The organism is Alteromonas sp. AWJ4_199, from assembly GCF_056159165.1.
In genome coordinates, this window is the sequence record NZ_JBSWUR010000001.1 from 1,281,279 (window position 1) to 1,304,870 (window position 23,592).

A 23,592-nucleotide genomic window follows, 5' to 3' on the forward strand; every position below is an offset into this window, starting at 1 on the left:
CAGATGCATCTCCTAGATGTTTGTCTTGATGACCAAAGCGCTAAATTTTTTTTGCCTCGTTCCTTAGTGGAATACGTATTTTGCAAAAAGAAAACAAAAGCGCGAAGCCCTACACACGCGCAAGCGAATCGTTTTATTCAACTGGCTTTTCCAGCGAGTTGTACAAATTTATTTTGATAAAGAACAGAGAGAATTATGAGCAATCAGTTAGCTTCATTACGTGATATCACTACCGTTGTTGCCGACACGGGCGACATCGATGCCATTAAAAAGTATCAACCAGTCGATGCCACAACTAACCCGTCGCTACTTTTAAAAGCGGCTGGTCTTCCTCAATATGCAAGCCTAATTGATGATGCTGTAGCATGGGCAAAACTTCAGTCAAACGACGCTGACCAACAGTTAACTGATGCTGCAGACAAACTAGCAGTGGCCATTGGTAAAGAAATCTCTGCAACTATTCCAGGCCGAATCTCAACTGAAGTAGACGCACGCCTATCGTTCGACACTGCCGCCACTATCGAAAAAGCAGAGCGTTTGGTTCAGCTATACGAAGACGCGGGTATCGATAAGTCACGCATTCTTATTAAAATTGCGTCTACTTGGGAAGGTATCCAGGCAGCAGAGGAACTAGAGAAGAAAGGCATTCAGTGTAACTTAACGCTTTTATTTAGCTTCGCCCAGGCACAAGCTTGTGCAGAGGCCGGTGTTTATCTTATCTCTCCATTTGTAGGGCGCATTTTAGACTGGTACAAAAAAGCGACCGGTACTGAGTCATACGCACCAGATGAAGATCCAGGCGTAGTATCTGTAACTAAAATTTACAACTACTACAAAGACCACGGCTACAATACCGTAGTGATGGGCGCAAGCTTCCGTAACATTGGTGAAATTCAAGCGTTGGCAGGTTGTGATCGTCTAACCATTAGCCCAGCACTGCTAGAAGAACTGGCAAACGAACCTGGCGATCTAGAGGTTAAACTTAAAGACAATGGCGCTACAAAAACACCAGGTGACCGCTTAACAGAAAGCGAATTCCGCTGGGCAATGAACGAAGATGCAATGGCAACCGAAAAGCTGTCCGAAGGCATCCGCAACTTTGCCGCAGATCAGGAAAAACTTGAAACCATGCTTCGCGAAAAACTAAGCGCGTAAGGGCTATTGAAACAATGAGTGTTTTAACTTCTCTTCCTGAATGGAAAAAGCTATCTGAACTTGCTGCAACGGTAAAAGATGCCCACATGCGCGACTGGTTTGCACAAGATGCAAATCGCGCGGACAAGATGCAGCTTGAAGCCTGCGGTATTTTTCTTGATTACTCGAAAAACCGTGTAAATGATGACGCGCTTAAAGGACTTTTCGACCTCGCTCGAGCGTGCAAACTAGAAACCCTTCGCGACGCGATGTTTTCTGGTGAGCAAATTAACTCAACCGAAGGCCGCGCGGTGCTGCATACTGCGCTTCGCAACTTCTCTGACCGTAAAGTAATGGTAGACGGCGAAGACGTAATGCCTGAAGTGCATGCTACGCTTGCCAAAATTGAAGCGTTTACAGCGTCAGTTCACAGCGGTGAACACAAAGGTTATACCGGCAAGCCTATCAAGCACATTGTGGCAATTGGTATTGGTGGTTCGTTCCTTGGTCCTAAGATTATGACCGAGGCACTTAAGCCGCATACGGTTGATGCCGTGAAAGTTCACTTTGTTGCTAACGTTGACGGTTGCCACATTCACGATGTGCTATCTAGCGTAGATTTTGAAGAAACTTTGGTGGTCATGTCATCAAAGTCGTTCTCTACACAAGAGACGCTTCAAAATACGCTTACGGCTAAAGACTGGTTCTTAAAGTCTGGCGGTACACAAGAAGATATCGCTAAACACTTTGTAGCTGTGTCTTCAAACGTTAAAGCAGCCACCGAGTTTGGTATTAGCGCCGACAATATTTTCCCTATGTGGGATTGGGTAGGCGGTCGTTACTCACTGTGGTCTGCCATTGGCCTGCCTATCTCGCTAGCCCTTGGGTTTGAAAACTTCAAAGGCTTGCTTGACGGTGCGTTTGAGATGGATACCCATTTCACCACTGCACCACTTGAAGAAAACATGCCTGTATTGCTTGCGTTGTTAGGCGTTTGGTACAGAAACTTTTTCGATGCACAGTCGCATGTTCTATTGCCTTATTACCACTATCTTCGTGGCTTACCAGCTTACGTACAGCAGTTAGATATGGAAAGTAATGGTAAAGAAGTGACGCAAGAAGGTGAGCACGTAGACTACCCTACTGGCCCAATTATTTGGGGTAGTGAAGGTACAAACGGCCAGCATAGCTTCCATCAGCTTATTCACCAAGGTTCTGGCGTTATCCCAGCAGACTTCATGTTGCCACTTAACGTACCTAACCAAGATGACACGCATCACGCTATGCTTGCGTCCAACTGTTTTGGTCAGACCCAAGCGCTAATGCAGGGTAAAACCTTTGAAGAGTGTTATGCAGACCTTGACGGTAAAGGCCTAGACGACGTAGAGCGCAAACGCTTGGCCGCTCACAAAACCATGCCGGGTAATAAGCCTAGCAATACTTTCTTATTCGACAGCCTTACGCCTAAAACACTTGGCGCGCTGGTTGCAATGTATGAGCATAAGGTATTCGTTCAGGGTGTTATCTGGAACCTTAACTCATTCGACCAATGGGGCGTAGAGTTAGGTAAAGTACTAGGAAACCAAGTACTTGCAGGCATTCAAGGCGAAGCAGACAAAGATAATTTCGACGCTTCAACACAACAATTGATTGCCAAATTCAGAGCAGCGAATGCACCAAAATAAGGAATGCGAGGTGATTTAAAATCACCCACTTGGTGCAAATAACAAACTGAACGGCTAGCTTTTTCGGAAGCTAGCCGTTTTTTGTTGCGGTTTTCATCGACTATACGACAGACATTTTTGATTTCCGTATCACTGTACAATTGATTACTAATAAAACAAATAGGATCAAATACATACAGTTATTGTTTACGCTTTAAACACACTGTTCTTCCTTACCCTTGTCATCATATCGTCACAATTTGTTAATAAAAGGTAAACTAAACTATTTTATTTTAGTTGCGGCTGTGATACAAAATTGTACAGAGGGAATTAAAAACAAAAACTCTGTATTAGTTGTAGTGGTATAAAAAGGAGATCCCAGTGGATAAATCAGATCTATTTGCCATGCTAGACATCGAAGCAAGCCCAGCAAAAACCAAAAGCAAAAAACGTAAGTGGAGAGAAATCGAAGCGCTACAAGATCGCTACAAATTAGAAAAAGAACTGGCCGAACTCGACTGTGGGTTCGAGTACGAGCTAGAAACACTGGAAAGATAAAACAAAGGCCGCCTGTTACACAGGCGGCCTTTTTACTTTCTAGTGTGCTTTAGATACTTAGCCTAAAGCTAATACTATACCTGCCAATTGATGGGGTCTTTGCCCTTTTCAATAAGATATTGGTTAGCTTGGCTGAAGTGTTTGCAACCTAAAAAGCCTCTGTGTGCTGAGAGTGGCGATGGATGAGGTGCATGTAAGATTAGGTGTTTTTCACGGTCTATGTGCTTGCCTTTCTTTTGCGCATGGCTTCCCCAAAGAAGAAACACAACGTTTTGGCAGTGCTCGTTGACCACATCGATAACCTTATCGGTGAAGGTTTCCCATCCCCATTTCGCGTGGCTATGCGCTTTGCCCTGCTCAACGGTCAATACGGTATTAAGTAGCAATACCCCTTGCTCCGCCCATGACGTCAGCGTGCCGTGATTAGGCTCGGTGAAACCAACAATATCGGTCAATAGCTCTTTGTACATGTTTTTAAGCGATGGAGGCGTTTTAACACCCGCTTTTACCGAAAAGCAGAGACCATGGGCTTGATTAGGCCCATGGTAAGGATCTTGACCTAAGATCACGACTTTAACTTCATCTAGCGGTGTGTATTTAAGTGCATTGAATACATCAGGCTGAGGCGGGTAAATAACGCTTCCCGACTCTCGCGCATGCTTCACGCGCTCAAGCAATTCAACAAAATAGTCTTTTTGCTTTTCATCACTAAGCGCGCTTTGCCATGTTGGAACCGATGGTGTCATTACTTAAGCAAATCCATCATGTGCTGTTTAAGCGCATCGTAAGAAGCAGGTAAGTCTACCGCTAGGCTGTCTTCGCCCGCTACGTCAGCCAACGCTTTAGGTAGGCTAATAGGATTACCTAACACGTTTTCTACTGTCTCTCTGAACTTAGCTGGGTGGGCCGTTCCTAAGAACAAGCCTATTTCACCCTCTTCTAAGTCGTGACTTACTGCGCGATAGGCAATAGCGGCATGTGGCTCGCTGGTATAGCCCTGCTGCGCTAGTTGACGCATTGCAAGCTGCGTATATTCTTCGTCAACCATCTCTCCTTTAAGACACGATTTGTCGATATAACCACGCTCTATAAGCGCCTCAATACGAGGCCAGTTGTTTGGCTGACTAACATCCATCGCGTTAGACATAGTTGCAACAGTTGCTTTAGGATCCCACTCGCCAGTTTTAAGGTAGCGAGGCACAGTATCGTTTAGGTTAGTTGCAGCGATAAAACGCTTAATAGGTAGACCCAAAGATTTAGCAATCATGCCTGCGGTCAGGTTACCAAAGTTACCGCTAGGAACTGATATAACAAGCTGATCGCGCTTCTCTTTAGGCAGCTGACTTACCGCTTCAAAGTAGTAGCAAACCTGCGCTAGTAAACGGCTGATATTAATTGAGTTTGCTGAGTTTAGATGAAGACCTTCGCGTACATCAGGATCATCGAATGCAGTTTTAACCAACGACTGGCATGCATCAAAGTCAGACTCTACTGCAACAGTGTGAATGTTACCGCCAAGCGTGGTGAATAGCTTTTCTTGTAGCGCGCTGATCTTGCCTTTAGGGAACAAGATAACCACATTGATGTTTTCAATACCGTGGAATGCATGAGCTACAGCCGCGCCAGTATCACCTGAGGTCGCGGTTAAAATAGTTACTGGCTTGCCCTCGCTAATACGCGACAGGGTTTGCGCCATGAAACGGCCGCCGAAATCTTTAAACGCCAGCGTTGGGCCGTGGAAAAGCTCTAGGCAGTACACGTTATCGTTGACCTGCTCGACTGGCGCACCAAAAGCGAATGCCGTTTTAACAATTTCTTCTAGTTCGCCATTGTTCAGTTCATCGCCGATAAGCGCGCGAAGTACTTCAATACTGCGCTCTACAAATGGCTTTTCTAACAATTCGTCAATGTTATCTAGGGTCGGAATATGCTCTGGAAAATAAAGCCCTTGGTTTTTGCCTAAGCCACGCTTAACGGCTTCAGCAAAATTTGCTGTGTCCGATGAATCTTTTAAATTTACCAATTCCACTTGCTGTTACCTTTTTATGTGGGCAAATACTCTGCCCTTTAAATCTTTTAAAAATCACTGTGCTTTTACAAGTTACTACGACTTTAAGAAATCATGTACCTTAAAGAAACCATGTACCTTTGAGAAATCATGTGCTTTTAACAAATAATAGTACCTTGGCTTGGTATTTGGCACACATGGCTAAAGCCGTCTTCATTTTGAATGTAGTTCGCGGTTAGATATGTTGCGACTTCTTCCGCTTGCGCCTTACTTGGACATACAGCAAACACCGTTGGCCCCGAGCCCGAAATGCCGAATGCAAGCGCCCCCGTTTGCTCACTGAATGCACGCGCTTCATCAAAGCCAGGCAGTAGCGATTTTCTGTAAGGTTCGGCTATAACATCGTTCATTACCGACGCTGCCAAATCAAAGTTCCCCGCATGTAAAGCGTGAACAAACACGCCTAACTGTCGACCAAAGGTTAGCGCCGTCGCCATATCCACCTGCTTTGGCAAGATATCGCGAGCAGCCGCTGTCGATACGCTAATACCCGAATAACAAACGGCATAGTACCAATCGTCGTTCAAAGGCAATGATAGCGTGACCGGCACGTTGCTACCCGTCATTAGCGTCATGCCTCCCAAGTAGCACGGTGCTACGTTATCGTAATGCACGCTGCCACTTATTTGGCCTTCTAGCTCGCCCATCATTATAAGCAATGTATCTTCATCAAACGGGTTGTCAAAGAAAGCATTAAGCGCTGCGAAAGCTGCAACGATTGAACTAGCACTCGAGCCTAAGCCACTTCCAATAGGCAAGTTTTTGTGAAGGGTCAGAGCTACAGGAGAAGTCGGTTTTCCAGACTTTTCCATTTGCTCACAAAAGTAGTGGTAGCACTTAGTGACGATATTGCTATCTGCATCGCCAGGAAGTTTGTGAGCAAAGCGTCCGACGGTTTCTAACGAAAATGATTCTGCCGCTTTTATTTCAACTTCATCACCAAGCTTAGTGCCGTCAACTGGGGCAAGCGCTGCGCCCAATACATCAAAGCCTAGGCTTACATTTCCAATTGAAGCTGGCGCAAAGGCCGTTAATGCTTTCATATTATTTCTCTTACTTCGCATGCAACTTAACGCGATAAATCACTGGCCTAAGTCGCAGCTTCGAATTTCTTACTTTAGCCGCTTATTAACTATGTTAAGCAAGCTAAGCGTTATTTAGCCCTTAGTGCGCCATTTGTTTCCACGGCATAGTGCGCAGAATGTCAGCAAACACCCCTGCTGCCGTTACCGTACCACCCGCACCGTACCCTCTGATTACATAAGGGATTGGGCTGTAGTAATCGCTGTTAATAGCCAGTGCGTTTTCGCCATCTTTTACCTGTGAAAGCGGGTTGCTTGCTGGTACAGCCTGGACGCTTACTTTGCATTTTCCGTCTTCAATGCTGCCGATATAGCGAAGGACTTCACCTTCTGCCTTTGCCGCCTCAACTTTTTCATTCATCGCAGCATCTAACTCAGGAAGCTGGCGCATAAATTCGTCGATAGAACAGTCTTCTGCAAATCCCGCTGGCAGTACCGACTCAATTTCAATGTCAGATAGCTCTAACGCTAAATCGGCTTCACGGGCCATAATAAGTAGCTTACGCGCTACGTCCATGCCGCTTAAATCGTCGCGAGGGTCTGGCTCTGTAAAACCGTTTTCTTTGGCGGTTTGCGTCGCTTGCGACAAGCTCATGCCCTCTTCAAGCTTGCCGAATACGTAAGATAGGCTGCCTGAAAGAATACCTTCAAAACGGTGAAGCACATCACCTGCGCTGAATAGTTTTTGTAGGTTATCGATAACAGGAAGGCCCGCACCTACTGTTGTCTCATATAGATATTGGCGGTTTGTAGTGAGTGCCGTTTTACGCAGCTTACGGTAGTAAGACATAGCGGAAGTATTAGCCTTTTTATTAGGCGTTACTACGTGAAAACCGCTTTCCATCATATCTACGTATTGCTGTGCAATCGCTTCGTGACTGGTACAGTCAACAATCACCGGGTTCACCAGACTATTGTCGTTAGCGAACTGATGTAGACGTTCAACACTCAATCCTTCGCTTGCCGATTCAAGTGCAGATTTCCAGTCACCACTTAAATCAATACCTTGGCTGTTCAACAGCAATTTACGGCTATTTGCTATACCGTAAACGCGCAGCTGAATATTACGTTTTAAAAGTGCTGGCTGTTGTTTTTCAATCTGACCTAGCAGTTCAGTGCCTACATTGCCACACCCTACTAGGAACACGTCGATGGTATGGCGGTCAGAGAAAAAATTCTGGTGAATGACTTTTACTGCTTTCTTAGCACGCTTACTTTCAATTACCGTTGAAATAGAGCGCTCTGAAGAGCCCTGAGCAATAGCAACGTTGTTTACTCGCGCTTGGGCTAGCGAGTTAAAGAAACGCGCTGCCAACCCTTTGGTTTGACGCATACCATCACCAACCAAAGTAACAATGGCCAGGTCATGACGTACTTCGATAGGGTCTAGCAATTGGTTTTGAAGCTCAAGCGCAAAGGCATCTTCAAGTAGCGTTAACGCCCGGCTGGCGTCTTTGCTTTGAATACAGAAACTGATTGAGTATTCTGACGATGACTGAGTAATAAGGCTTATTGAAATATTGGCGTTAGACATCACCTCAAATACACGACTTGCCATGCCAACCATGCCTTTAAGACCAGGCCCTGCAACGTTGAACATGGTGACGTTATCAAGCTGCGAAATACCTTTCACCGACGTCCACACTTCGCTTTTCTCATTACTGATTAGCGTACCAGGCGCTGCCGGGTTTAAGGTATTTCTTATCAAACAAGGGATGTGGTGCTGTGCAATTGGGCCGATAGTTTTAGGGTGAAGTACTTTTGCGCCAAAGTAAGACAGTTCCATCGCTTCTTGATAAGTAAGTTTATCTAGCAGTACTGCACCTTCCACTTGGTTCGGGTCAGCGTTGTAAACACCGTCTACGTCTGTCCAAATTTCACAACAGTTTGCATCAATACACGCGGCTAGAATGGCCGCCGAATAGTCTGAACCGTTGCGCCCAAGCGTGACTTTTTCGCCCGCTTCGTTAGCCGCCACAAACCCCGGCATGACAAGAAACTCACTGCCGTCAGTGGGCACATCTGAAAAACGTGCCTTACTTAGCGATACGTCGGCAATACTGTCTAGATAATCGCCCTCAGCAAGTACATATTTAACTGGGTCGATAACGCGGTTTGCAATACCTTTAGCCGATAGCATAGCGCTAAAAAGCGTCACCGAGATGTACTCACCAATACTTAGAATACCGGCAGCAACGTTGTCTGGCGCAACTCCGAGAAGTTTTATGCCTTCAAGGTGCTGTTTTAATACTGATAAGTGACCAGCAATAAATTCCACCACGCTTGCGTGCTCAAACCCGTCGAACTCATTGTTAAGGTCGTTGGCAATGCCGGTAACCGTATCGTTCAACTTATCGAATAATGGCTGGAAATCTTCACCCGCGGCTGCTTGTTCACAAAGTAGTGAAAGCGCGTTCGTCACCCCTTTTGGGGCAGAAAGTACAACCGCAGCACCGTCGGTTTGGTGGGTTGCCGTGCTAATTTCCATAACGCGCATGTATCGCGGTGCATCGGCTAGAGAAGAACCCCCAAACTTTAAGACTTTCATATGCTGCTCCTTAAGGTTACGCATGCTAAAACGTGTGTAAAAAAAAGCCCGCTCTGTGTTAGGCGGGCTTTCGTTGTCTTTTGCTTACTTGCACTAGTCAGCGACCGCCCTTTTTAAGGTGGTAATTAACATAATGGTGGTGCGAGTAAGTAGAATCTTTTTCATACAAGCAATTTGCCGTATAGACGTCTATAAGTCAACCGCAGTTTTCACCACACTGTATTGCAAAATATGAAACACTCTTTAACTAATATTTCTTTTTAAGGTACAAACAGGAAATTAAGCAATTTCTTAACTGGCTTGCTAGTACTCTAATAGCTTTAAAACCTGCTTATTTCTGTAGTCATTCAAACAGAACTCATCCATTGAAAACCTACTTTATTCCAAACTCGCCTTCAAAAATGGGGCTGTTGCACTTTGTTGAACCTTAGCAACCTCCTCTGGGCTACCTTCAGCAACGATTTCTCCTCCCTCATCAGCAGCGCCTGGCCCCATATCTATAATGTGATCGCAAGCCCCAGCCACCTGCATATTATGCTCAACCATCACTACCGTATTCCCTGCTTCAACTAAGCTGGTTAAATGCTGCATAAGTAGCGAAGTGTCTGAAAGGTGTAAACCGGTTGTAGGTTCATCAAGGACGTATAGGGTATTAGCATTTTGAGCGCGCTTAAGTTCTGATGCTAATTTAATACGCTGCGCCTCGCCGCCTGATAATTCGGTGGCACTTTGCCCCAAGGTTAGATAGCCAAGCCCTACGTTCATTAGCGTTTGAAGGCCCCGCGTAATGACTTGATTACTATTGAACACAGATAGTGCTTCTTCAACCGTAAGCGATAATACATCAGCGATAGAATGTTCGCTGTAACCAACTTCCAGTACGTTATCGTTAAAGCGCTGACCGTTACAAACGGTACAGGGGGAATAAACACTCGGCATAAACAGTAGTTCTACCGATACCACACCCAAGCCTTCACAATGTGGGCATCGTCCTTTTGCAACGTTAAACGAAAAATGACCCGCATCGTACCCACGGGCTTCCGCTTCTTCGGTTGAAGCAAATAAACTTCTGATTTGATCAAATATGCCGGTATAGGTTGCCAATGTTGAACGAGGTGTCCTGCCGATGGGAGACTGATCGACCACAACTATACGACTTAACTCATCAAGCCCGCTTTCAATAAAGCCTTGCTGCGGCTCACTTTCGTCTAAAAACGTGTCTTGAGCGAGAAGATAGTTGGCGTCGGTAAGCAGTTCTTTCGTTTTTCTCGTCTCTTTCGTTTCTTTCGCTCGCTTCTCTTCTTTCTCGACTGGACTTAAACCGTCTTTGACTAACTCAACTAATGCTTGGCTAATTAAACTCGACTTTCCAGAGCCTGAAACGCCTGTAACACAGGTCATCACACCAAGTGGAATATCAATATCAACATGGCTGACATTATTCCTAGACACGTCTTTTAAACGCAATACCCCTGATGATTTCAGCTTTATACGCTGGCTTAGGGCTTTATTGTTAAAAACATAGTCTGCCGTTGGGGAGTTTTTTATGCTTGCTAAATTCTTAACCGGCCCACTATAGACAAGCTTACCTCCGTTCACTCCCGCTTTCGGTCCTACATCTACAACCCAATTGGCCCCTTTAATGACGTAAGGATTGTGCTCAACAACAAGCAACGAATTTCCCGTTTCGGTAATATTGTGAAGCGCATGAATAAGCCCTTCTACATCGCGAGGGTGAAGACCTGATGAGGGTTCATCCATCACAAAGACAACGCCAAATAAGTTTGATTTAAGTTGTGTCGCCAGACGCAACCGCTGTAGCTCACCTACTGAGATACTTGTTGTACTTCTATCTAACGAAAGGTAATGAAGGCCAAGCGCTATTATGGGCTTCACTCTTTCAATAATGTCGCCCGTAATATTGCGTATTACCTGACCACGCTCTGAAGTATCGCCTTTGACTGAATTTTTTAACGCCTGAAGCTTTTCGTAAACTTGCTGTAGTGGCAGCCTTGAAAAATCAATAATATCTAAGCTATCAATTTTTACTGCCAGCGCATTTTGCTTAAGCTTTTTTCCACGGCAAACAGGACATGCTTCAACAGATATAAAGGGAGCAATTCGCTGCTTCATCTTCTCTTTTTGAGACGTTTTGAAGGTATCGAGCACATGACGTCGCGCGCTGATAAACTTGCCATTGTAGCTGGCAGGTTCGCCCTCTCGCTGTGCTTTTCGGGTTTGCGCTAGGTTATAGTTTCGGTATACAGGTAACTGAGGCATATCGTCGGTGTATAAGATCCAGTCACGCGTTTTTTGAGGCAGTTCACGCCATGGAATATCAACATCGATATCTAGCGATAACAGTACCCTTACTAGGTTTTTGCCCTGCCACGCACCAGGCCAAGCTGCCACAGCGCCCTCACGTATGGTGAGACTGTCGTCGGGTACAAGGCGATGAGCTTCTGTGTCAAAAACTTTTCCAATACCGTCACAGTGTTCACATGCTCCTTCAGGCGTATTAGGAGAAAACCCGTCTGCGTAGACAATGTTCTGCCCTTTGGGATAATCCCCTGCCCGGGAATAAAGCATTCGCAGGCTATTAGAAAGCGTGGTGATACTGCCAACGGAAGAACGAACGGAAGGTGCGCCACGGCGCTGATGCAGGCCCACAGCAGGCGGTAATCCCTCAATCGCGTCTACGTCAGGTTTCTCCACCTGCTCAATTAGCCGTCTGGCATAAGGTGATATTGAATCTAAATAACGATGCTGAGCTTCTGCGTAAAGCGTACCGAAAGCCAAAGAGGATTTTCCTGAGCCAGAAACACCGGTAAACATCACCACTTCATTTCGCGGTATATCGATACTGATATTTTTTAAGTTGTGTACTCGAGCGCCGCGTACGTGAATTTTTCCCTCATCATTGTGCACTTCATCACCTGCATATCACCTTTATTAAAGAATATTTAGATACAGGCGCTGTATTTCGATCACTATTTTTGCGAGGGCGCTTCAACTGTCTGAAACAAGGTGTTGAGCTAAAAAATCCACCAGCAGCCTAATTTTAGGTGCAACATTTCTGTTTGAAGGAAATACCGCCCAAATAGCCTCTTGCTTGTCTTTGTACTCGGGAAACAGCTCTATTAGCTGACCTGAGGCTAGTGCTTTACGCACGTAAAACCCGGGCAGTTGTGCAATACCTAAACCAGCAATTGCGGCGCTACACAGGGCATTCCCGCTGTTATACCGAACCCTTCCCTGCACTGGAATTGATTGAATTTTATTATCAATAAGTAAACGCCAATAGGGCTGTGACCCCACCAGCAGCGAGTGCGCTTTTAACTCTTCAATACTTTTAGGCTGTCCTTGCTCGTTAAAATAATCCCTACTTCCGCAAACAAATAAATGTCGGGTAGCCAGCTTTTTAGCAACCAAGGTAGAGTCTTCTAATTTGCCAATGCGTATAGCCAGATCGAGGCCTTGCTCGACAATATCAAGCTTTTCATTTGAAAAGGTGCATTGCACACTAATGCCGGAATACTTTTGCATAAAGGTATTGAGCAAAGGCGCGATGAAGGCTTCGCCGAAAGCGACGGGCGCGGTAAGCTTAATTAATCCTTGCGGCGATGCTTGCAGTGCGCTCACCGCTAGCTGGGCATCTTCGAGCGCTTTTAGAGCAGGCATTGCCTGCTGGAAGTATTGCATGCCCGCTTCTGTGAGGGATACGCTTCGCGTTGTGCGCTGTAATAGCTTAACGCCTAGCTGCTTTTCAAGTGATGCGACTTTACGGCTTATCTGCGCAACTGACGTATCAAGCTTATTTGCAGCCCCTGTAAAATTGCCAACATCAGCTACGGCACAAAACTCTGCGATTCCCTCTAGATATTTCATTATCGCCACTCGTTAGTTTAGCGTTGTTCAACACAGCGCTGGTTTATTTAAGTACATTCTATTTTGCCAAATCAATTATTACAATTATGAAAAAGTGTTTTACTTAAAATGTATTTATCATTAGTAATCCGTCTCCTATACTTTGGCCTATAAAACATCATCAAAATATTTATGATTGAGGAGTCATTACATGGCGTCATTCAAAGATTCGTTGCAAGAAGGTCAAACCCACATTAAATCAAAAGCTGCGGTGGCGTGGGGCCCAGGTGAGCCGTTAAAGATGGAAGAAGTTGACGTAGAGCTTCCTAAGAAAGGCGAGGTACTTGTACGCATTGTTGCGACGGGCGTGTGCCACACTGACGCATTTACGCTGTCCGGTGATGATCCTGAAGGCGTATTCCCTTCAATTCTTGGCCACGAAGGTGGTGGTATTGTTGAAATGGTGGGCGAGGGCGTTACCAGTGTAGAAGTTGGCGACCACGTTATCCCTCTTTATACCGCCGAGTGTGGCGAATGTAAGTTCTGTAAATCAGGTAAGACTAACCTTTGCCAAGCAGTGCGCGAGACGCAAGGTAAAGGCCTAATGCCAGATGGCACAAGTCGTTTTTCTAAAGATGGCGAGCCAATTTATCACTATATGGGCTGCTCAACGTTTTCTGAGTACACAGTTCTACCTGAAATATCGCTAGCGAAAGTAAACAAAAATGCGCCGCTAGACGAGGTTTGCTTGCTTGGTTGTGGTGTAACTACGGGTATGGGTGCTGTACTTAAAACTGCAAAAGTACAGGAAGGCGACACGGTTGCTATTTTTGGCCTAGGTGGAATTGGTCTATCAGCCATCATTGGTGCACGTATGGCAGGCGCAGGTCGCATCATTGGTATCGATATTAATGAAAGCAAGTTTGACCTAGCAAAACAGCTTGGCGCAACTGACCTAGTCAATCCTAAGAATTTCGACAAGCCTATTCAGGAAGTGATTGTTGAAATGACTGACGGCGGCGTTGATTACTCATTTGAATGCATTGGCAACGTGAACGTTATGCGCTCTGCGCTTGAATGCTGCCACAAAGGTTGGGGTGAATCAGTAATCATCGGTGTTGCAGGCGCAGGACAAGAAATTTCAACGCGTCCATTCCAGTTAGTAACAGGTCGTGTATGGCGCGGCTCTGCGTTTGGTGGAGTTAAAGGTCGCTCAGAGCTACCAGGAATTGTTGAACAATACCTAAATGGTGATTTTGGCCTTCAAGAGTTTATCACTCATACCATGGGCCTTGATGAAATAAACGAAGCCTTTGATTTGATGCATAAAGGCGAAAGCATCCGCTCTGTTGTGCATATGGATAAATAAGCGTTAGAACCAAAGCGCAGATATTTTTTGAATGTAAAACAAAGGCCCGCATAAATGCGGGCCTTTCGTATATATCATATATGTAAAGCTACTTGGTTCCTTTGCGTCTCATCAATGCAAAAGCCGATAGAGGTAATAATATTGCTAAGCTTGCTGGTTCAGAAACAGAAACGCTGGAAACGCTCGCGGTAAAGCTAGGCGCTGCAGTTACCACGATATCGTCAACAAAATTGCCATAGGTTCCGGTATTAATGGTAGAGAAGCGAATGGTAGTTAGAGCAGTTTGTGCAACAAAATCACCGTAGAACTCAGACCAGCTTTTAATGGCATGGTCATCAAACACCTGACTGTATAAAACGCTATTGGTATCACTAAGTATGTCTAACTGGAAACTTTCTCCACTGCGTCGTGCTGCATAGGCAAATGACACATCGTAAGTATTTCCGGCCTCAGTAGAAAAAGTCTGAAAAATAGAATATCGACCGCCGTTTCCATTAGCATTTAGTTCAGCGTATTGGCTACCATCAAAAGCGTTTAAACGTTGAAAGTTATCCCATAACTCCATATTCGTGCCGCTCCAACCCTCTACGGTTCCAGCGGTAAAGGCTTTCCAGCTGTTACTTCTGATATCGTTATTTTCAAAACTACCATTTAATATCAAGTTAGCATGAGCGGACGTACTCACACCTAAAACTAAAAATAGAACTGTTAACCACTTGCTCATGTACTTCTCCAAAACCACGCGCGATTCTATGAGTATAGTTTATCATAGTGGTCCAACCTGTGTATCTTATTCTTTAGCATGTCGTATAAAAGTGTAACTAAATAATCCCCTGCTCTAGTGCCTTGAGCACTGCCCTCCTTCTAACCCTCACGTCAGTATTTGATCTTCAACTGAAATAAAGCACCTTCTTTGAAGCCTAAGGCGGTAAAAAGTTGAGGCCTTACCCCAAAATCTAACGGCTGTTATCTCTATCCCACTGTTTGGTCTTGTTTACCTTTACTTAAAATCAAAGGTCAACTAGCCCTAATTACAAAAGGGTGGCTTTACCGTTTGGACAACACGCAATCAAGTGTGTAACGTAAGACGTGGCAACATTGCCACCTTTAAACAGTGTCAACATTGAGCGCTAAATTATGAAAAAGCCCCAGCCAGCAGTAGATACAAGAATGAAAAAGTCACTATCGTTTAAAAAGCCTACATTTAGTTTTACTGTTACCGCTGCTTGTATCGGTCTAGGGCTAGGTTTAAGTGCACCTGTGAACGCTCACGCTACAGCATCGAAAACAAGTGCCGACACGCAGGTTGAGACCACACCTACCCTTTCAACGCTCACTAACTACCAAAAAAACGCGCCCTTTATGTATTCTTCAGGCTTGCCTGATGCCTCTCATCTTTCTTTGTTAAAAGAGGAAGGGGTAACACACGTTATAGATTTGATCCCAGGAAATCGAGCGAGTGAGATTTTAACTACCTCAGAATTAGGACTCGACTACTTTAATGTGCCCGTTGATTGGGAAGGCCCAACGCTCGCTAACTTTTTAAATTACGCGGCATTTATGCAAAGCGTAGATGTTAAGGAAGACAAGGTACTCACCCACTGTAAACTGAATTGGCGGGGTGCTGCTTTTACCTATCTTTATAGAATTAACGTACTGGGCGAAAGTGAACAAAATGCTAAAAAAGACCTTATGGCTATTTGGCACCCGAACCCGACATGGTACGCCTTTATGAACGAAGTTATCATTCACTACAATGGGGTAAACGGCAAACAAGTAGCGATGTCGTTTGAGGCCGCCGTTCCTGAAAGCCAATAGATTTAAGCACTTCCTTAATTAGCTTTTAAACCACTTCATTCCTATTACACATATATGAAATTTCAGATGCGTTATTGACATATACGGAATTTCATATACGATACATCACATACGAAATTTCATATGTGATGATTTTTATGTCGATTTGTTGTGAACCTGCGCAGATAGCGCCCTTAACATTTTTCAAATGCCTGTCGGAAGACACTCGCTTAAAGACGCTACTAATGCTTAGCGTAAAAGGCGAGTTATGCGTGTGCGATCTCACCGATGCGCTCCAACTAAGCCAGCCAAAAATTTCACGTCATCTTGCAGATTTACGAAAATGCGGTTTAGTGCTCGATACCCGTAAGGGCAAGTGGGTGTATTACCAACTTCATCCTGACTTGCCTGCTTGGGCGCTAGACGTTATCAAAAACACTGCGTCGAATAATAGTGCATACATTGGTGAGCCATTAGCGAATTTGTCCTGCGAAAATTGCTAACGCTCACATACTTTGATGTACATCACGAAGGTGATTGCCCTTAGCACATTGCAAGCGGCTTACTTTTTAACTTTTTCAACTTTTTGATAGCTAACTAAAGTAGCTTCAGCCATTTAAATAAGGTTTTTATATGAAGATTTTATACATTTGTACGCACAACCGTTGCCGCAGTATTCTTTGCGAGGCCATCACTAATGCCTCTAACGGTAATGTAGAAGCGCGCAGCGCGGGCAGTCAGCCTGTCGGTGAAGTTCACCCTCTCTCTCTTAAATACCTTGCAGAGCGCGGATTTGAGACCAACGGGCTTCAAAGCCAATCGTGGGATGAATTTGAAGATTATAACGCTGACCTCGTTGTAACCGTTTGTGATTCAGCGGCGGGTGAATCATGCCCCGTTTATTTCGGCAAATCGCTTAAGGTGCACTGGGGCTTAGAAGACCCGTCTAAGTTAGAAGGTAGCGAACAGGAAAAAGCTGAAGCATTCAACAACACCATCAATATTATTGAAAAGCGTGTAGCGGCATTAGCAGAGCTTGCTGAGAAAAACTTAGATAAAGCAGCGCTTAAAGAGGCGCTATCAAAATTAGGCGCCCAGTAATGAGCAAAGGTCAATCAATGGAACAGGAAATAACAACAGCTGAAAGCCCCTCTGATAACGCGGTAATGGAGCAAATGCACAAACCCATTATGGCTAACTTTGCAGCAAGGTTTTCAGACCACAAGCCGCGCATTTTATTGCTTTACGGCTCACTTAGAGAACGCTCTTATAGCCGCCTAGTTATAGAAGAATCAGCCCGATTGCTTGAATACTTTGGTGCAGAGGCCAAAATTTTTGACCCGCGCGGTTTGCCGCAGCCTGATACTGAAGATGAGTCACACCCAAAAGTTAAAGAACTGCGCGAGCTTATGTTGTGGTCTGAAGGCCAAATTTGGTGTTCGCCAGAGCGTCACGGTAGCATGACCGGCATCATGAAAAGCATGATCGACTGGGTACCGCTTAGCCTTGGTGGCGTGCGCCCTACTCAAGGGAAAACGCTGGCCATTATGCAGGTATCAGGCGGTTCACAATCGTTTAATGCGGTAAACCAGATGCGCATTTTAGGCCGCTGGATGCGCATGTTAACCATCCCTAACCAGTCTTCTGTTGCAAAAGCGTTTCTAGAATTTGAAGACGATGGTCGCATGAAACCATCACCTTACTACAACCGAATTGTAGACGTAGTTGAAGAACTGGTGAAATTCACATTGCTTACCCGCGACAACAAAGACTTTTTAGTTGATCGCTATTCTGAGCGCGTTGAAAGCGCAGACGAAGTGAGCAAGCGCGTTAATCAAAAATCGTTGTAAAATTAAGACAAAGGTGAGTAGAGATGGGTTTCTTTGAACGTTATTTATCAGTGTGGGTAGGTCTTTGCATTATTGCAGGGGTCGGCCTAGGCTATGCCATGCCGGGTGTATTTGCGTCTATTGCGGCGCTTGAATATGCCCACGTAAACCTTGTAGTGGCAGTACTTATTTGGCTAATGATATACCCAATGATGGTACAAATAGACTTTGGCTCTATTAAAGATGTGGGTAAAAAGCCGAAGGGCCTAGTGCTAACGCTTGTGGTTAACTGGCTTATCAAACCTTTCAGTATGGCGCTTTTAGGCTGGCTATTCTTTAAAGGCATTTTTGCCGACTGGGTAGACCCGCAAACCGCCACTGAATACATTGCGGGCATGATCTTACTGGGTGTAGCACCGTGCACTGCCATGGTTTTTGTGTGGAGTCACCTTACCAAAGGGGATGCTAATTACACCTTAGTTCAGGTATCAATTAACGACCTTATTATGGTCGTTGCCTTTGCACCGCTTACCGCCATGCTGCTTGGTGTGACAGACATCACGGTTCCTTGGGACACTCTGCTACTTTCTGTAGCACTCTATGTGGTATTGCCGCTGGTAGCGGGTTATGTAACGCGCCGCCAATTGGAAAACAAAAACAACAGCGTGCAGAAAACAGGTTTAGGAAACAACGCGGTTGACGCACTAGTAAGCAAATTTAAGCCTTTCTCAGTAATTGGGTTGCTTCTCACTATTGTTATTTTGTTTGGTCTGCAGGCCGAAACTATTTTATCGCAGCCGCAAGACATCGTGCTTATTGCAATACCGCTACTAATACAAACTTACGGTATTTTTGCCATTGCTTACTTTGCGGCAAAACGTATGAAACTGCCGCATAATATTGCAGCACCTGCATGTATGATTGGTACATCGAACTTTTTCGAGCTGGCGGTCGCCGTAGCCATTTCACTATTTGGTTTGCACAGCGGCGCAGCACTTGCCACTGTGGTCGGCGTATTAGTTGAAGTGCCCGTTATGCTTTCGCTAGTGTGGTTTGCAAACAAAACGCGCCACTGGTTTGACTGAGCGCTATATAATACCGGTCCGTATAGATCCTTACCCACTCAACGCGATTTAATATGTTCGTAATCACAGCGTTTTAGGGTAGGTATAGTGCTTGTACATCAAGGTGACACACCAAGGAGTACGAACATTGCAAAAAAAAGGGGAACCTGACGGCTCCCCTTTTTCCTGGAATTTTGAGTATCCTTCTCCGCGATCCTTTGCGACTAAAATCTTCCCGATTAAAATCCGTATACGCCCCTTTCCATCTACTCTCGCGACTTCCTGTGCGAGCTACACTTCCATGCGTAGGTCCCTTTCCTTTTTTCCTTTGTTACTGCACATCCTGCATGCAGTGTTCCTCATCCTGAGGCTGTCCATGTCAGACTCCGCTGACCTTCCCTTCCTTCGTCCTTTATTTGCTGCACATCCTGCTACAGCTTTCCTAATCCTTTAGCATGTCCCTCTTTCATCCTTGGTTTGCTCGTCCATGCAAACTAGAAATTCCTTACAAGCCGCCTTGCCCTTGGCTCCTTGCCACTAGCTCCCTGCTAGCTTTGTCCTTATCCATGCTACGTCCTGTCTGTGACATTCCTATCACACTTACCGTCCATGAAATCCGTTCGTTCCCTTCAGTCCTTTGTCACTTCCTTGTTTCGCAATTCCCTACTGCGTCCCTTCCTTTTACTCACAACCTTGTGAGAATCTCTTCCTTAAGTTGTCCTAATTTATTCCATTAATGAATTTCTGACTCAATCCCTGACTCGTCGTGTTTCCTTGTGACATGTTCATAGTATCCCTTCCAAATATTACCGCCATATTGAATTACAGAGATTTAAGAAAAGTTTTTGTACGACTTTTGGCTAACAAGAAAAAAGCCTTATAAAACAAGGGTTATATACTTTAGTATGAATAACTCTTTCATAATTTAGGTAAGATCACTCACAGCATTTGTAGGACATGTCTTACAAACGCTGTAGTAAATTTGGCGTAAAGATTGGAACTGTTTATGGCGATATTCTGTTAGGGGCATTACTTTGAATAAAAAAGTATCACTTCTGTCTGAACATGACTTCCCCCTGAACGTGGGAAAGGCTTAGTTGTCCAACAACCTGGTAGTTATCGTCGTTAAAAAACGTACGATGTTTATCTACAGTCACAAATACCGAAACGCCTTCGCTTTTGTCGTCCTCTTCGACAACACTATCGATGGCGCCTAGCAATATATGCCCGAGACCGTGGTGTTGATAATCAGGATGCACCGCAATAAAACTCAGCATATGGAAATTATCTGCAGGTACTAGCGCTCTTACTTTCTCTTCTTTTTCCAGCATTTGTTTGGTGCCGAACAAACCTGCGGTTAGCAGCATTCTCAATCGCCAGTGCCAGTAACGCCCTGCACCAAAAGCCGCATCCGGTGCGGTAAGGCATGCCACCGCAATCAATCTATCGTCGTCAAATAAACCAATCATGGGCTGTTCTGCCACCCAAAATGCGTTAAGTTCCTCGCGAATGGCTGACCGAAAGCGACTTTCATAACCTTCTTTTTCCGCCTGAAAGATATCGATGAATAGTGGGTCATCAACATACGCATTGTAAAGTATAGATGCGGCAACTTTGAGATCGTCGACTGAAAGGTAAATCGCTTTGACAGTGTCTTGCAAGGGGGCTAACGCGTTGTTGTGGGCATCGGTGTTCATAGGGGCTCCATGTACGCAAAGCTGTTTAGTTGTTTTTACTAAACTCGGTAAAAGTTCGGTAAAATAAGAACAAGTGGTCAACACGGCACTCACTTTATCTTCGCGCCATCACCCACTCACACTGTCTAAACATTAGCCTACTTGAAAACCCCTTTCATGTTAACTTTTAATTAACATTTAACTTTTCGGCAATTTTTACATCGCTATACATTCGCTAAATCACAAATTAGTGCATTAGGCTGTATGCGCTATCGCCCCACCCTACTAAGCTGCTATTTCTAAAAACAAGGGGCGTACACTCATCTTTCGTCGTTATACCATCGCCCATTGTTTTTTGGGTGCGGTAATATAGTACGCGATATGTTCCGTCTTGCTTTTCAAACAGTTCGTTAAAGTCTGCAACGCCCATTTTTCTTAAAACACTTTCATAGCTCGTGCCCGTCTCAAGATTTGCGATATGTTTGCGGTTATTAAACTCTCTATCTTCCCAATCTGCGCCATAGTGGCTATCTGACCCGCCCCCTACAGATACGACACAGCCAGAAAGCAAAACAGAAGATGCTAAAGCTACAGAAAGAAGAACCGTTTTCATGTGAATTCCTTAAATATGTGTGTTGTTTTTTATTTTTAAATTAAGAGCCTAATGGCCTTTCAGTTGCAAACCTTACAAATGCAAACATTGTCGATACTTATAACCATGCAGAGTATTACTCTTACTATGTGAATCGACACTGAATGCAATGCACCGTTTATTTTTCATCCACTTAATGGTGTGAACAAACGTGATTCAAAACTAAGTAAACAAGAATAGTACCAAAAGCATATCCTCTTGATTTATATTGACTTTATCTTACGGCCAACTTTTTCACATCTAAAAAATAGCGAAATCAGTAACTTATTAGTGAATTTGACTATGTGAACAAGCTACACTGGCTATATTCGCGATCTACAAAAATTTTACTCTTATGTCTAATTCGAACTTACAGCAACTGCACGTTTTATGTCTTCAAATGTATCAGGAAGGCAAAACGCCAACGGTAGGCATTTTAAGGTCTAAAGCCCCATTTAAGGTGTCAGTAACAGAAGCTATTGAAGCAATTAAACGATTCAATGCACATAGGCCTCAGCTCGACGCCACCGGCAAAGAAGCCCAATCTGCACAAAGTACTTCGTTAAATACACACCGACCAGACAGCCTTCAAACCCGTGTGGAAACATTAGAAAAGGAAGTTGCTGAATTAAAACAGGCATTACTTAAATTGATGAATGCTCAGTAAACACTAATGCGAACAAAGAAAGTAGTGAGTGTTTGTAGGTAGGTTATATAAAGGCGCTATTTTCAAGCACGAGGAGTGAGTTGCTCAAGAAATACGGCTAGAGACGGGGCAAGTATTTTAGCAGGCTCTCTTCCTACTTGTTCTAATGCAACTTCACCGCTTTCGTTGACGACCGTTAATATAAAATCCTCTTCGTCTGTTAACCCGAAAAACAACGTAGGTGCTTGTTTGAGCCTTTGCTTCATTAACAAGTGACCGACCAAATTCTGTTGTAGCCTTTCAAAGTCTTCGCTATTAAACACTTGAAGCAATTCGCAGTTACCTTGAGGTGCCACTGCCTTTAAATTGTCACTGTAATAACGAGTGAAAAACTGACAATAATCTGGATTGAGCGTTAAGGTCAGTGCTTCTTCAACATTATCGAAAGAGTGTGGAGGAGATTGCAGCACGGGAGCCCAACTGACGAGCTCACCGTCATTCGCACTATTTTTGTAGCAAGGCGATGGCCATTCGCTGTCAAATGCGATTTTTAATCCCCTACCTTCAGCTTGTTCGACATAAGATGATACAAATTTATCTAATTGTGCAGGAATTGTTAGAGCCATTTTGACGTTACCCTCGTATTTTTGGGGTACACTATACAACTAAACAGTTAAGTCAATACTGGGGTTGCTTAGGCTGTGCTGCTAGTTCATAACGTACCCTCATAAAATTAAGCTGTAGCAGCACACCGATTAGCACTTTAAGTAGATAGATGAAAGGTTCTTATGTCGACTGACAATTCGCCTCAAAAAATTATTATCTCCGCACCTGATGACCTGTCTCTGGGAAAACAGGTTGACTATGAATTTGAATACAACCCAAGCTTATTGCAAGGGGTACCTCGCAGTTTAAGTCGAGATACGCTATCCCTTAACGATTCTGAATTACCGTTTGACGGGATAGACACTTGGACGGGATATGAACTTTCTTGGCTTAATGAAAAAGGAAAGCCTAATGTGGCCATTTTGGAATGTAATGTTCCTATTACTTCCCCAAACCTCATAGAATCAAAATCGTTCAAGCTTTACCTGAATAGCTTCAATCAATCAAAGTTTGCGTCACCAGAAGACGTAAAAAAAGTACTTCAAGCTGATTTATCTAAATGTGCAGGGGAGCAGGTTCAGGTAAAACTCATTCTTCCTCAACAGTTTACCGCATTGCAGTTTAAGGAATTCGAGGGAATTTTATTAGATAACCTTGATGTGGAAATCGAGCAATACTCACCTAACACACAATTTTTAGCGGTTACCGAGAATAATGTCGATACCAAAGAGACCTTGGTTTCTCATTTACTTAAATCTAATTGTTTAATCACAAGTCAGCCAGATTGGGCTAGTATTCAAATTAGGTATGAAGGAAAAGCCATTGATCACGAAGGGCTTTTAAAATATCTGATTAGCTTTAGGCAGCACAATGAATTTCATGAGCAATGCGTTGAGCGTATTTACAACGATATTATGCAGCATTGTAAGCCAGCTAAGTTAACAGTTTGTGCTCGCTATACCCGGCGCGGAGGCTTAGACATCAACCCTTTCCGCTCGAATTTCGAAGCACCTTATGCTAACCATCGTCAGGCGCGTCAGTAATACAGCGATG

General features: G+C 44.4%; 21 protein-coding genes. 11 read left to right on the plus strand and 10 right to left on the minus strand.

Annotation, left to right across the window (positions count from 1 at the left end; all coding sequences use genetic code 11):
* The first annotated feature begins 195 nt into the window (after positions 1 to 195).
* From tal to ACXAER_RS05605, 3 genes are all read left to right on the plus strand, one after another.
* Entirely contained in the window at positions 196 to 1,155 is a 960-nt protein-coding gene (tal, locus tag ACXAER_RS05595) for a transaldolase (protein WP_039226298.1), read from the plus strand.
* A 14-nt stretch (positions 1,156 to 1,169) separates the two neighbouring features.
* Complete coding sequence (pgi, locus tag ACXAER_RS05600; protein WP_474827381.1) at positions 1,170 to 2,819, plus strand: glucose-6-phosphate isomerase; 1,650 nt, start codon at positions 1,170 to 1,172, stop codon at positions 2,817 to 2,819.
* Between the two features lie 360 nt (positions 2,820 to 3,179).
* On the plus strand, positions 3,180 to 3,356 hold the full coding sequence (locus ACXAER_RS05605) for a DUF3545 family protein (protein ID WP_012519516.1): 177 nt from the start codon (positions 3,180 to 3,182) through the stop codon (positions 3,354 to 3,356).
* A gap of 74 nt (positions 3,357 to 3,430) precedes the next feature.
* Here ACXAER_RS05605 and ung read toward each other — a convergent pair whose 3' ends face one another.
* From ung to ACXAER_RS05635, 6 genes are all read right to left on the minus strand, one after another.
* Positions 3,431 to 4,102 (minus strand): uracil-DNA glycosylase, encoded by a 672-nt coding sequence (gene ung, locus ACXAER_RS05610; RefSeq protein ID WP_474827383.1) that lies wholly within the window; start codon positions 4,100 to 4,102, stop codon positions 3,431 to 3,433.
* Positions 4,102 to 5,385 carry a threonine synthase gene (gene thrC / locus ACXAER_RS05615; protein ID WP_474827385.1) on the minus strand — a complete coding sequence of 428 codons (1,284 nt, stop codon included), beginning with the start codon at positions 5,383 to 5,385 and terminating at the stop codon, positions 4,102 to 4,104. Before thrC ends, ung begins: the two co-directional genes overlap by 1 nt.
* 137 nt (positions 5,386 to 5,522) lie before the next feature.
* Complete coding sequence (thrB, locus tag ACXAER_RS05620) at positions 5,523 to 6,467, minus strand: homoserine kinase (protein ID WP_474827387.1); 945 nt, start codon at positions 6,465 to 6,467, stop codon at positions 5,523 to 5,525.
* A gap of 121 nt (positions 6,468 to 6,588) precedes the next feature.
* Positions 6,589 to 9,054 carry a bifunctional aspartate kinase/homoserine dehydrogenase I gene (thrA, locus tag ACXAER_RS05625; protein ID WP_474827389.1) on the minus strand — a complete coding sequence of 822 codons (2,466 nt, stop codon included), beginning with the start codon at positions 9,052 to 9,054 and terminating at the stop codon, positions 6,589 to 6,591.
* Positions 9,055 to 9,432: 378 nt separating this feature from the next.
* Positions 9,433 to 11,982: an excinuclease ABC subunit UvrA gene (locus ACXAER_RS05630; protein WP_474827391.1), complete on the minus strand. Its 2,550-nt coding sequence runs from the start codon at positions 11,980 to 11,982 to the stop codon at positions 9,433 to 9,435.
* 81 nt (positions 11,983 to 12,063) lie between these two features.
* A complete protein-coding gene (locus ACXAER_RS05635) occupies positions 12,064 to 12,942 on the minus strand; it encodes a LysR substrate-binding domain-containing protein (protein ID WP_474827393.1) in 879 nt (292 codons plus the stop codon).
* Between the two features lie 190 nt (positions 12,943 to 13,132).
* Here ACXAER_RS05635 and ACXAER_RS05640 point away from each other — a divergent pair, with 190 nt between their 5' ends.
* A complete protein-coding gene (locus tag ACXAER_RS05640) occupies positions 13,133 to 14,290 on the plus strand; it encodes an S-(hydroxymethyl)glutathione dehydrogenase/class III alcohol dehydrogenase (RefSeq protein WP_474827394.1) in 1,158 nt (385 codons plus the stop codon).
* An 88-nt stretch (positions 14,291 to 14,378) separates the two neighbouring features.
* Here ACXAER_RS05640 and ACXAER_RS05645 read toward each other — a convergent pair whose 3' ends face one another.
* Complete coding sequence (locus ACXAER_RS05645; RefSeq protein WP_474827396.1) at positions 14,379 to 15,014, minus strand: carbohydrate binding domain-containing protein; 636 nt, start codon at positions 15,012 to 15,014, stop codon at positions 14,379 to 14,381.
* Between the two features lie 413 nt (positions 15,015 to 15,427).
* Between ACXAER_RS05645 and ACXAER_RS05650 the strand changes: the two genes are divergently transcribed.
* From ACXAER_RS05650 to arsB, 5 genes are all read left to right on the plus strand, one after another.
* Complete coding sequence (locus ACXAER_RS05650) at positions 15,428 to 16,108, plus strand: protein-tyrosine phosphatase family protein (protein WP_474827398.1); 681 nt, start codon at positions 15,428 to 15,430, stop codon at positions 16,106 to 16,108.
* Between the two features lie 128 nt (positions 16,109 to 16,236).
* Positions 16,237 to 16,590 carry a metalloregulator ArsR/SmtB family transcription factor gene (locus ACXAER_RS05655; protein ID WP_474830514.1) on the plus strand — a complete coding sequence of 118 codons (354 nt, stop codon included), beginning with the start codon at positions 16,237 to 16,239 and terminating at the stop codon, positions 16,588 to 16,590.
* A gap of 130 nt (positions 16,591 to 16,720) precedes the next feature.
* Positions 16,721 to 17,188 (plus strand): arsenate reductase ArsC, encoded by a 468-nt coding sequence (locus ACXAER_RS05660; protein ID WP_474827400.1) that lies wholly within the window; start codon positions 16,721 to 16,723, stop codon positions 17,186 to 17,188.
* Between the two features lie 65 nt (positions 17,189 to 17,253).
* Positions 17,254 to 17,937 carry an arsenical resistance protein ArsH gene (gene arsH / locus ACXAER_RS05665; protein ID WP_474830516.1) on the plus strand — a complete coding sequence of 228 codons (684 nt, stop codon included), beginning with the start codon at positions 17,254 to 17,256 and terminating at the stop codon, positions 17,935 to 17,937.
* A gap of 23 nt (positions 17,938 to 17,960) precedes the next feature.
* Positions 17,961 to 19,001 carry an ACR3 family arsenite efflux transporter gene (gene arsB, locus ACXAER_RS05670; RefSeq protein WP_474827402.1) on the plus strand — a complete coding sequence of 347 codons (1,041 nt, stop codon included), beginning with the start codon at positions 17,961 to 17,963 and terminating at the stop codon, positions 18,999 to 19,001.
* Between the two features lie 1,028 nt (positions 19,002 to 20,029).
* Here arsB and ACXAER_RS05675 read toward each other — a convergent pair.
* Both ACXAER_RS05675 and ACXAER_RS05680 read right to left on the minus strand, forming a co-directional pair.
* A complete protein-coding gene (locus tag ACXAER_RS05675) occupies positions 20,030 to 20,677 on the minus strand; it encodes a GNAT family N-acetyltransferase (RefSeq protein WP_474827403.1) in 648 nt (215 codons plus the stop codon).
* 226 nt (positions 20,678 to 20,903) lie between these two features.
* A complete protein-coding gene (locus ACXAER_RS05680) occupies positions 20,904 to 21,269 on the minus strand; it encodes a DUF3192 domain-containing protein (RefSeq protein WP_179982590.1) in 366 nt (121 codons plus the stop codon).
* A gap of 373 nt (positions 21,270 to 21,642) precedes the next feature.
* Here ACXAER_RS05680 and ACXAER_RS05685 point away from each other — a divergent pair, with 373 nt between their 5' ends.
* Positions 21,643 to 21,954, plus strand: a complete 312-nt coding sequence (locus tag ACXAER_RS05685) for a hypothetical protein (protein ID WP_474827405.1) — start codon at positions 21,643 to 21,645, stop codon at positions 21,952 to 21,954.
* Positions 21,955 to 22,016: 62 nt separating this feature from the next.
* Here the strand turns inward: ACXAER_RS05685 and syd are convergent, their stop codons facing one another.
* Entirely contained in the window at positions 22,017 to 22,559 is a 543-nt protein-coding gene (syd, locus tag ACXAER_RS05690; RefSeq protein WP_474827407.1) for a SecY-interacting protein, read from the minus strand.
* Between the two features lie 162 nt (positions 22,560 to 22,721).
* Here syd and queF point away from each other — a divergent pair, with 162 nt between their 5' ends.
* Positions 22,722 to 23,582 carry an NADPH-dependent 7-cyano-7-deazaguanine reductase QueF gene (gene queF, locus ACXAER_RS05695; RefSeq protein WP_474827409.1) on the plus strand — a complete coding sequence of 287 codons (861 nt, stop codon included), beginning with the start codon at positions 22,722 to 22,724 and terminating at the stop codon, positions 23,580 to 23,582.
* The last annotated feature ends 10 nt before the right edge of the window (positions 23,583 to 23,592 follow it).

Coding starts and splice junctions, on each gene's coding strand:
- syd (WP_474827407.1), bottom strand. CDS start 22,559: ATGGCTCTAACAATTCCTGCACAATTAGATAAATTTGTATCATCTTAT.
- ung (WP_474827383.1), bottom strand. CDS start 4,102: ATGACACCATCGGTTCCAACATGGCAAAGCGCGCTTAGTGATGAAAAG.
- ACXAER_RS05650 (WP_474827398.1), top strand. CDS start 15,428: ATGAAAAAGCCCCAGCCAGCAGTAGATACAAGAATGAAAAAGTCACTA.
- ACXAER_RS05635 (WP_474827393.1), bottom strand. CDS start 12,942: ATGAAATATCTAGAGGGAATCGCAGAGTTTTGTGCCGTAGCTGATGTT.
- ACXAER_RS05655 (WP_474830514.1), top strand. CDS start 16,237: ATGATTTTTATGTCGATTTGTTGTGAACCTGCGCAGATAGCGCCCTTA.
- thrA (WP_474827389.1), bottom strand. CDS start 9,054: ATGAAAGTCTTAAAGTTTGGGGGTTCTTCTCTAGCCGATGCACCGCGA.
- tal (WP_039226298.1), top strand. CDS start 196: ATGAGCAATCAGTTAGCTTCATTACGTGATATCACTACCGTTGTTGCC.
- ACXAER_RS05675 (WP_474827403.1), bottom strand. CDS start 20,677: ATGAACACCGATGCCCACAACAACGCGTTAGCCCCCTTGCAAGACACT.
- pgi (WP_474827381.1), top strand. CDS start 1,170: ATGAGTGTTTTAACTTCTCTTCCTGAATGGAAAAAGCTATCTGAACTT.
- arsH (WP_474830516.1), top strand. CDS start 17,254: ATGGAGCAAATGCACAAACCCATTATGGCTAACTTTGCAGCAAGGTTT.
- arsB (WP_474827402.1), top strand. CDS start 17,961: ATGGGTTTCTTTGAACGTTATTTATCAGTGTGGGTAGGTCTTTGCATT.
- ACXAER_RS05645 (WP_474827396.1), bottom strand. CDS start 15,014: ATGAGCAAGTGGTTAACAGTTCTATTTTTAGTTTTAGGTGTGAGTACG.
- ACXAER_RS05660 (WP_474827400.1), top strand. CDS start 16,721: ATGAAGATTTTATACATTTGTACGCACAACCGTTGCCGCAGTATTCTT.
- thrB (WP_474827387.1), bottom strand. CDS start 6,467: ATGAAAGCATTAACGGCCTTTGCGCCAGCTTCAATTGGAAATGTAAGC.
- queF (WP_474827409.1), top strand. CDS start 22,722: ATGTCGACTGACAATTCGCCTCAAAAAATTATTATCTCCGCACCTGAT.
- ACXAER_RS05685 (WP_474827405.1), top strand. CDS start 21,643: ATGTCTAATTCGAACTTACAGCAACTGCACGTTTTATGTCTTCAAATG.
- ACXAER_RS05680 (WP_179982590.1), bottom strand. CDS start 21,269: ATGAAAACGGTTCTTCTTTCTGTAGCTTTAGCATCTTCTGTTTTGCTT.
- ACXAER_RS05640 (WP_474827394.1), top strand. CDS start 13,133: ATGGCGTCATTCAAAGATTCGTTGCAAGAAGGTCAAACCCACATTAAA.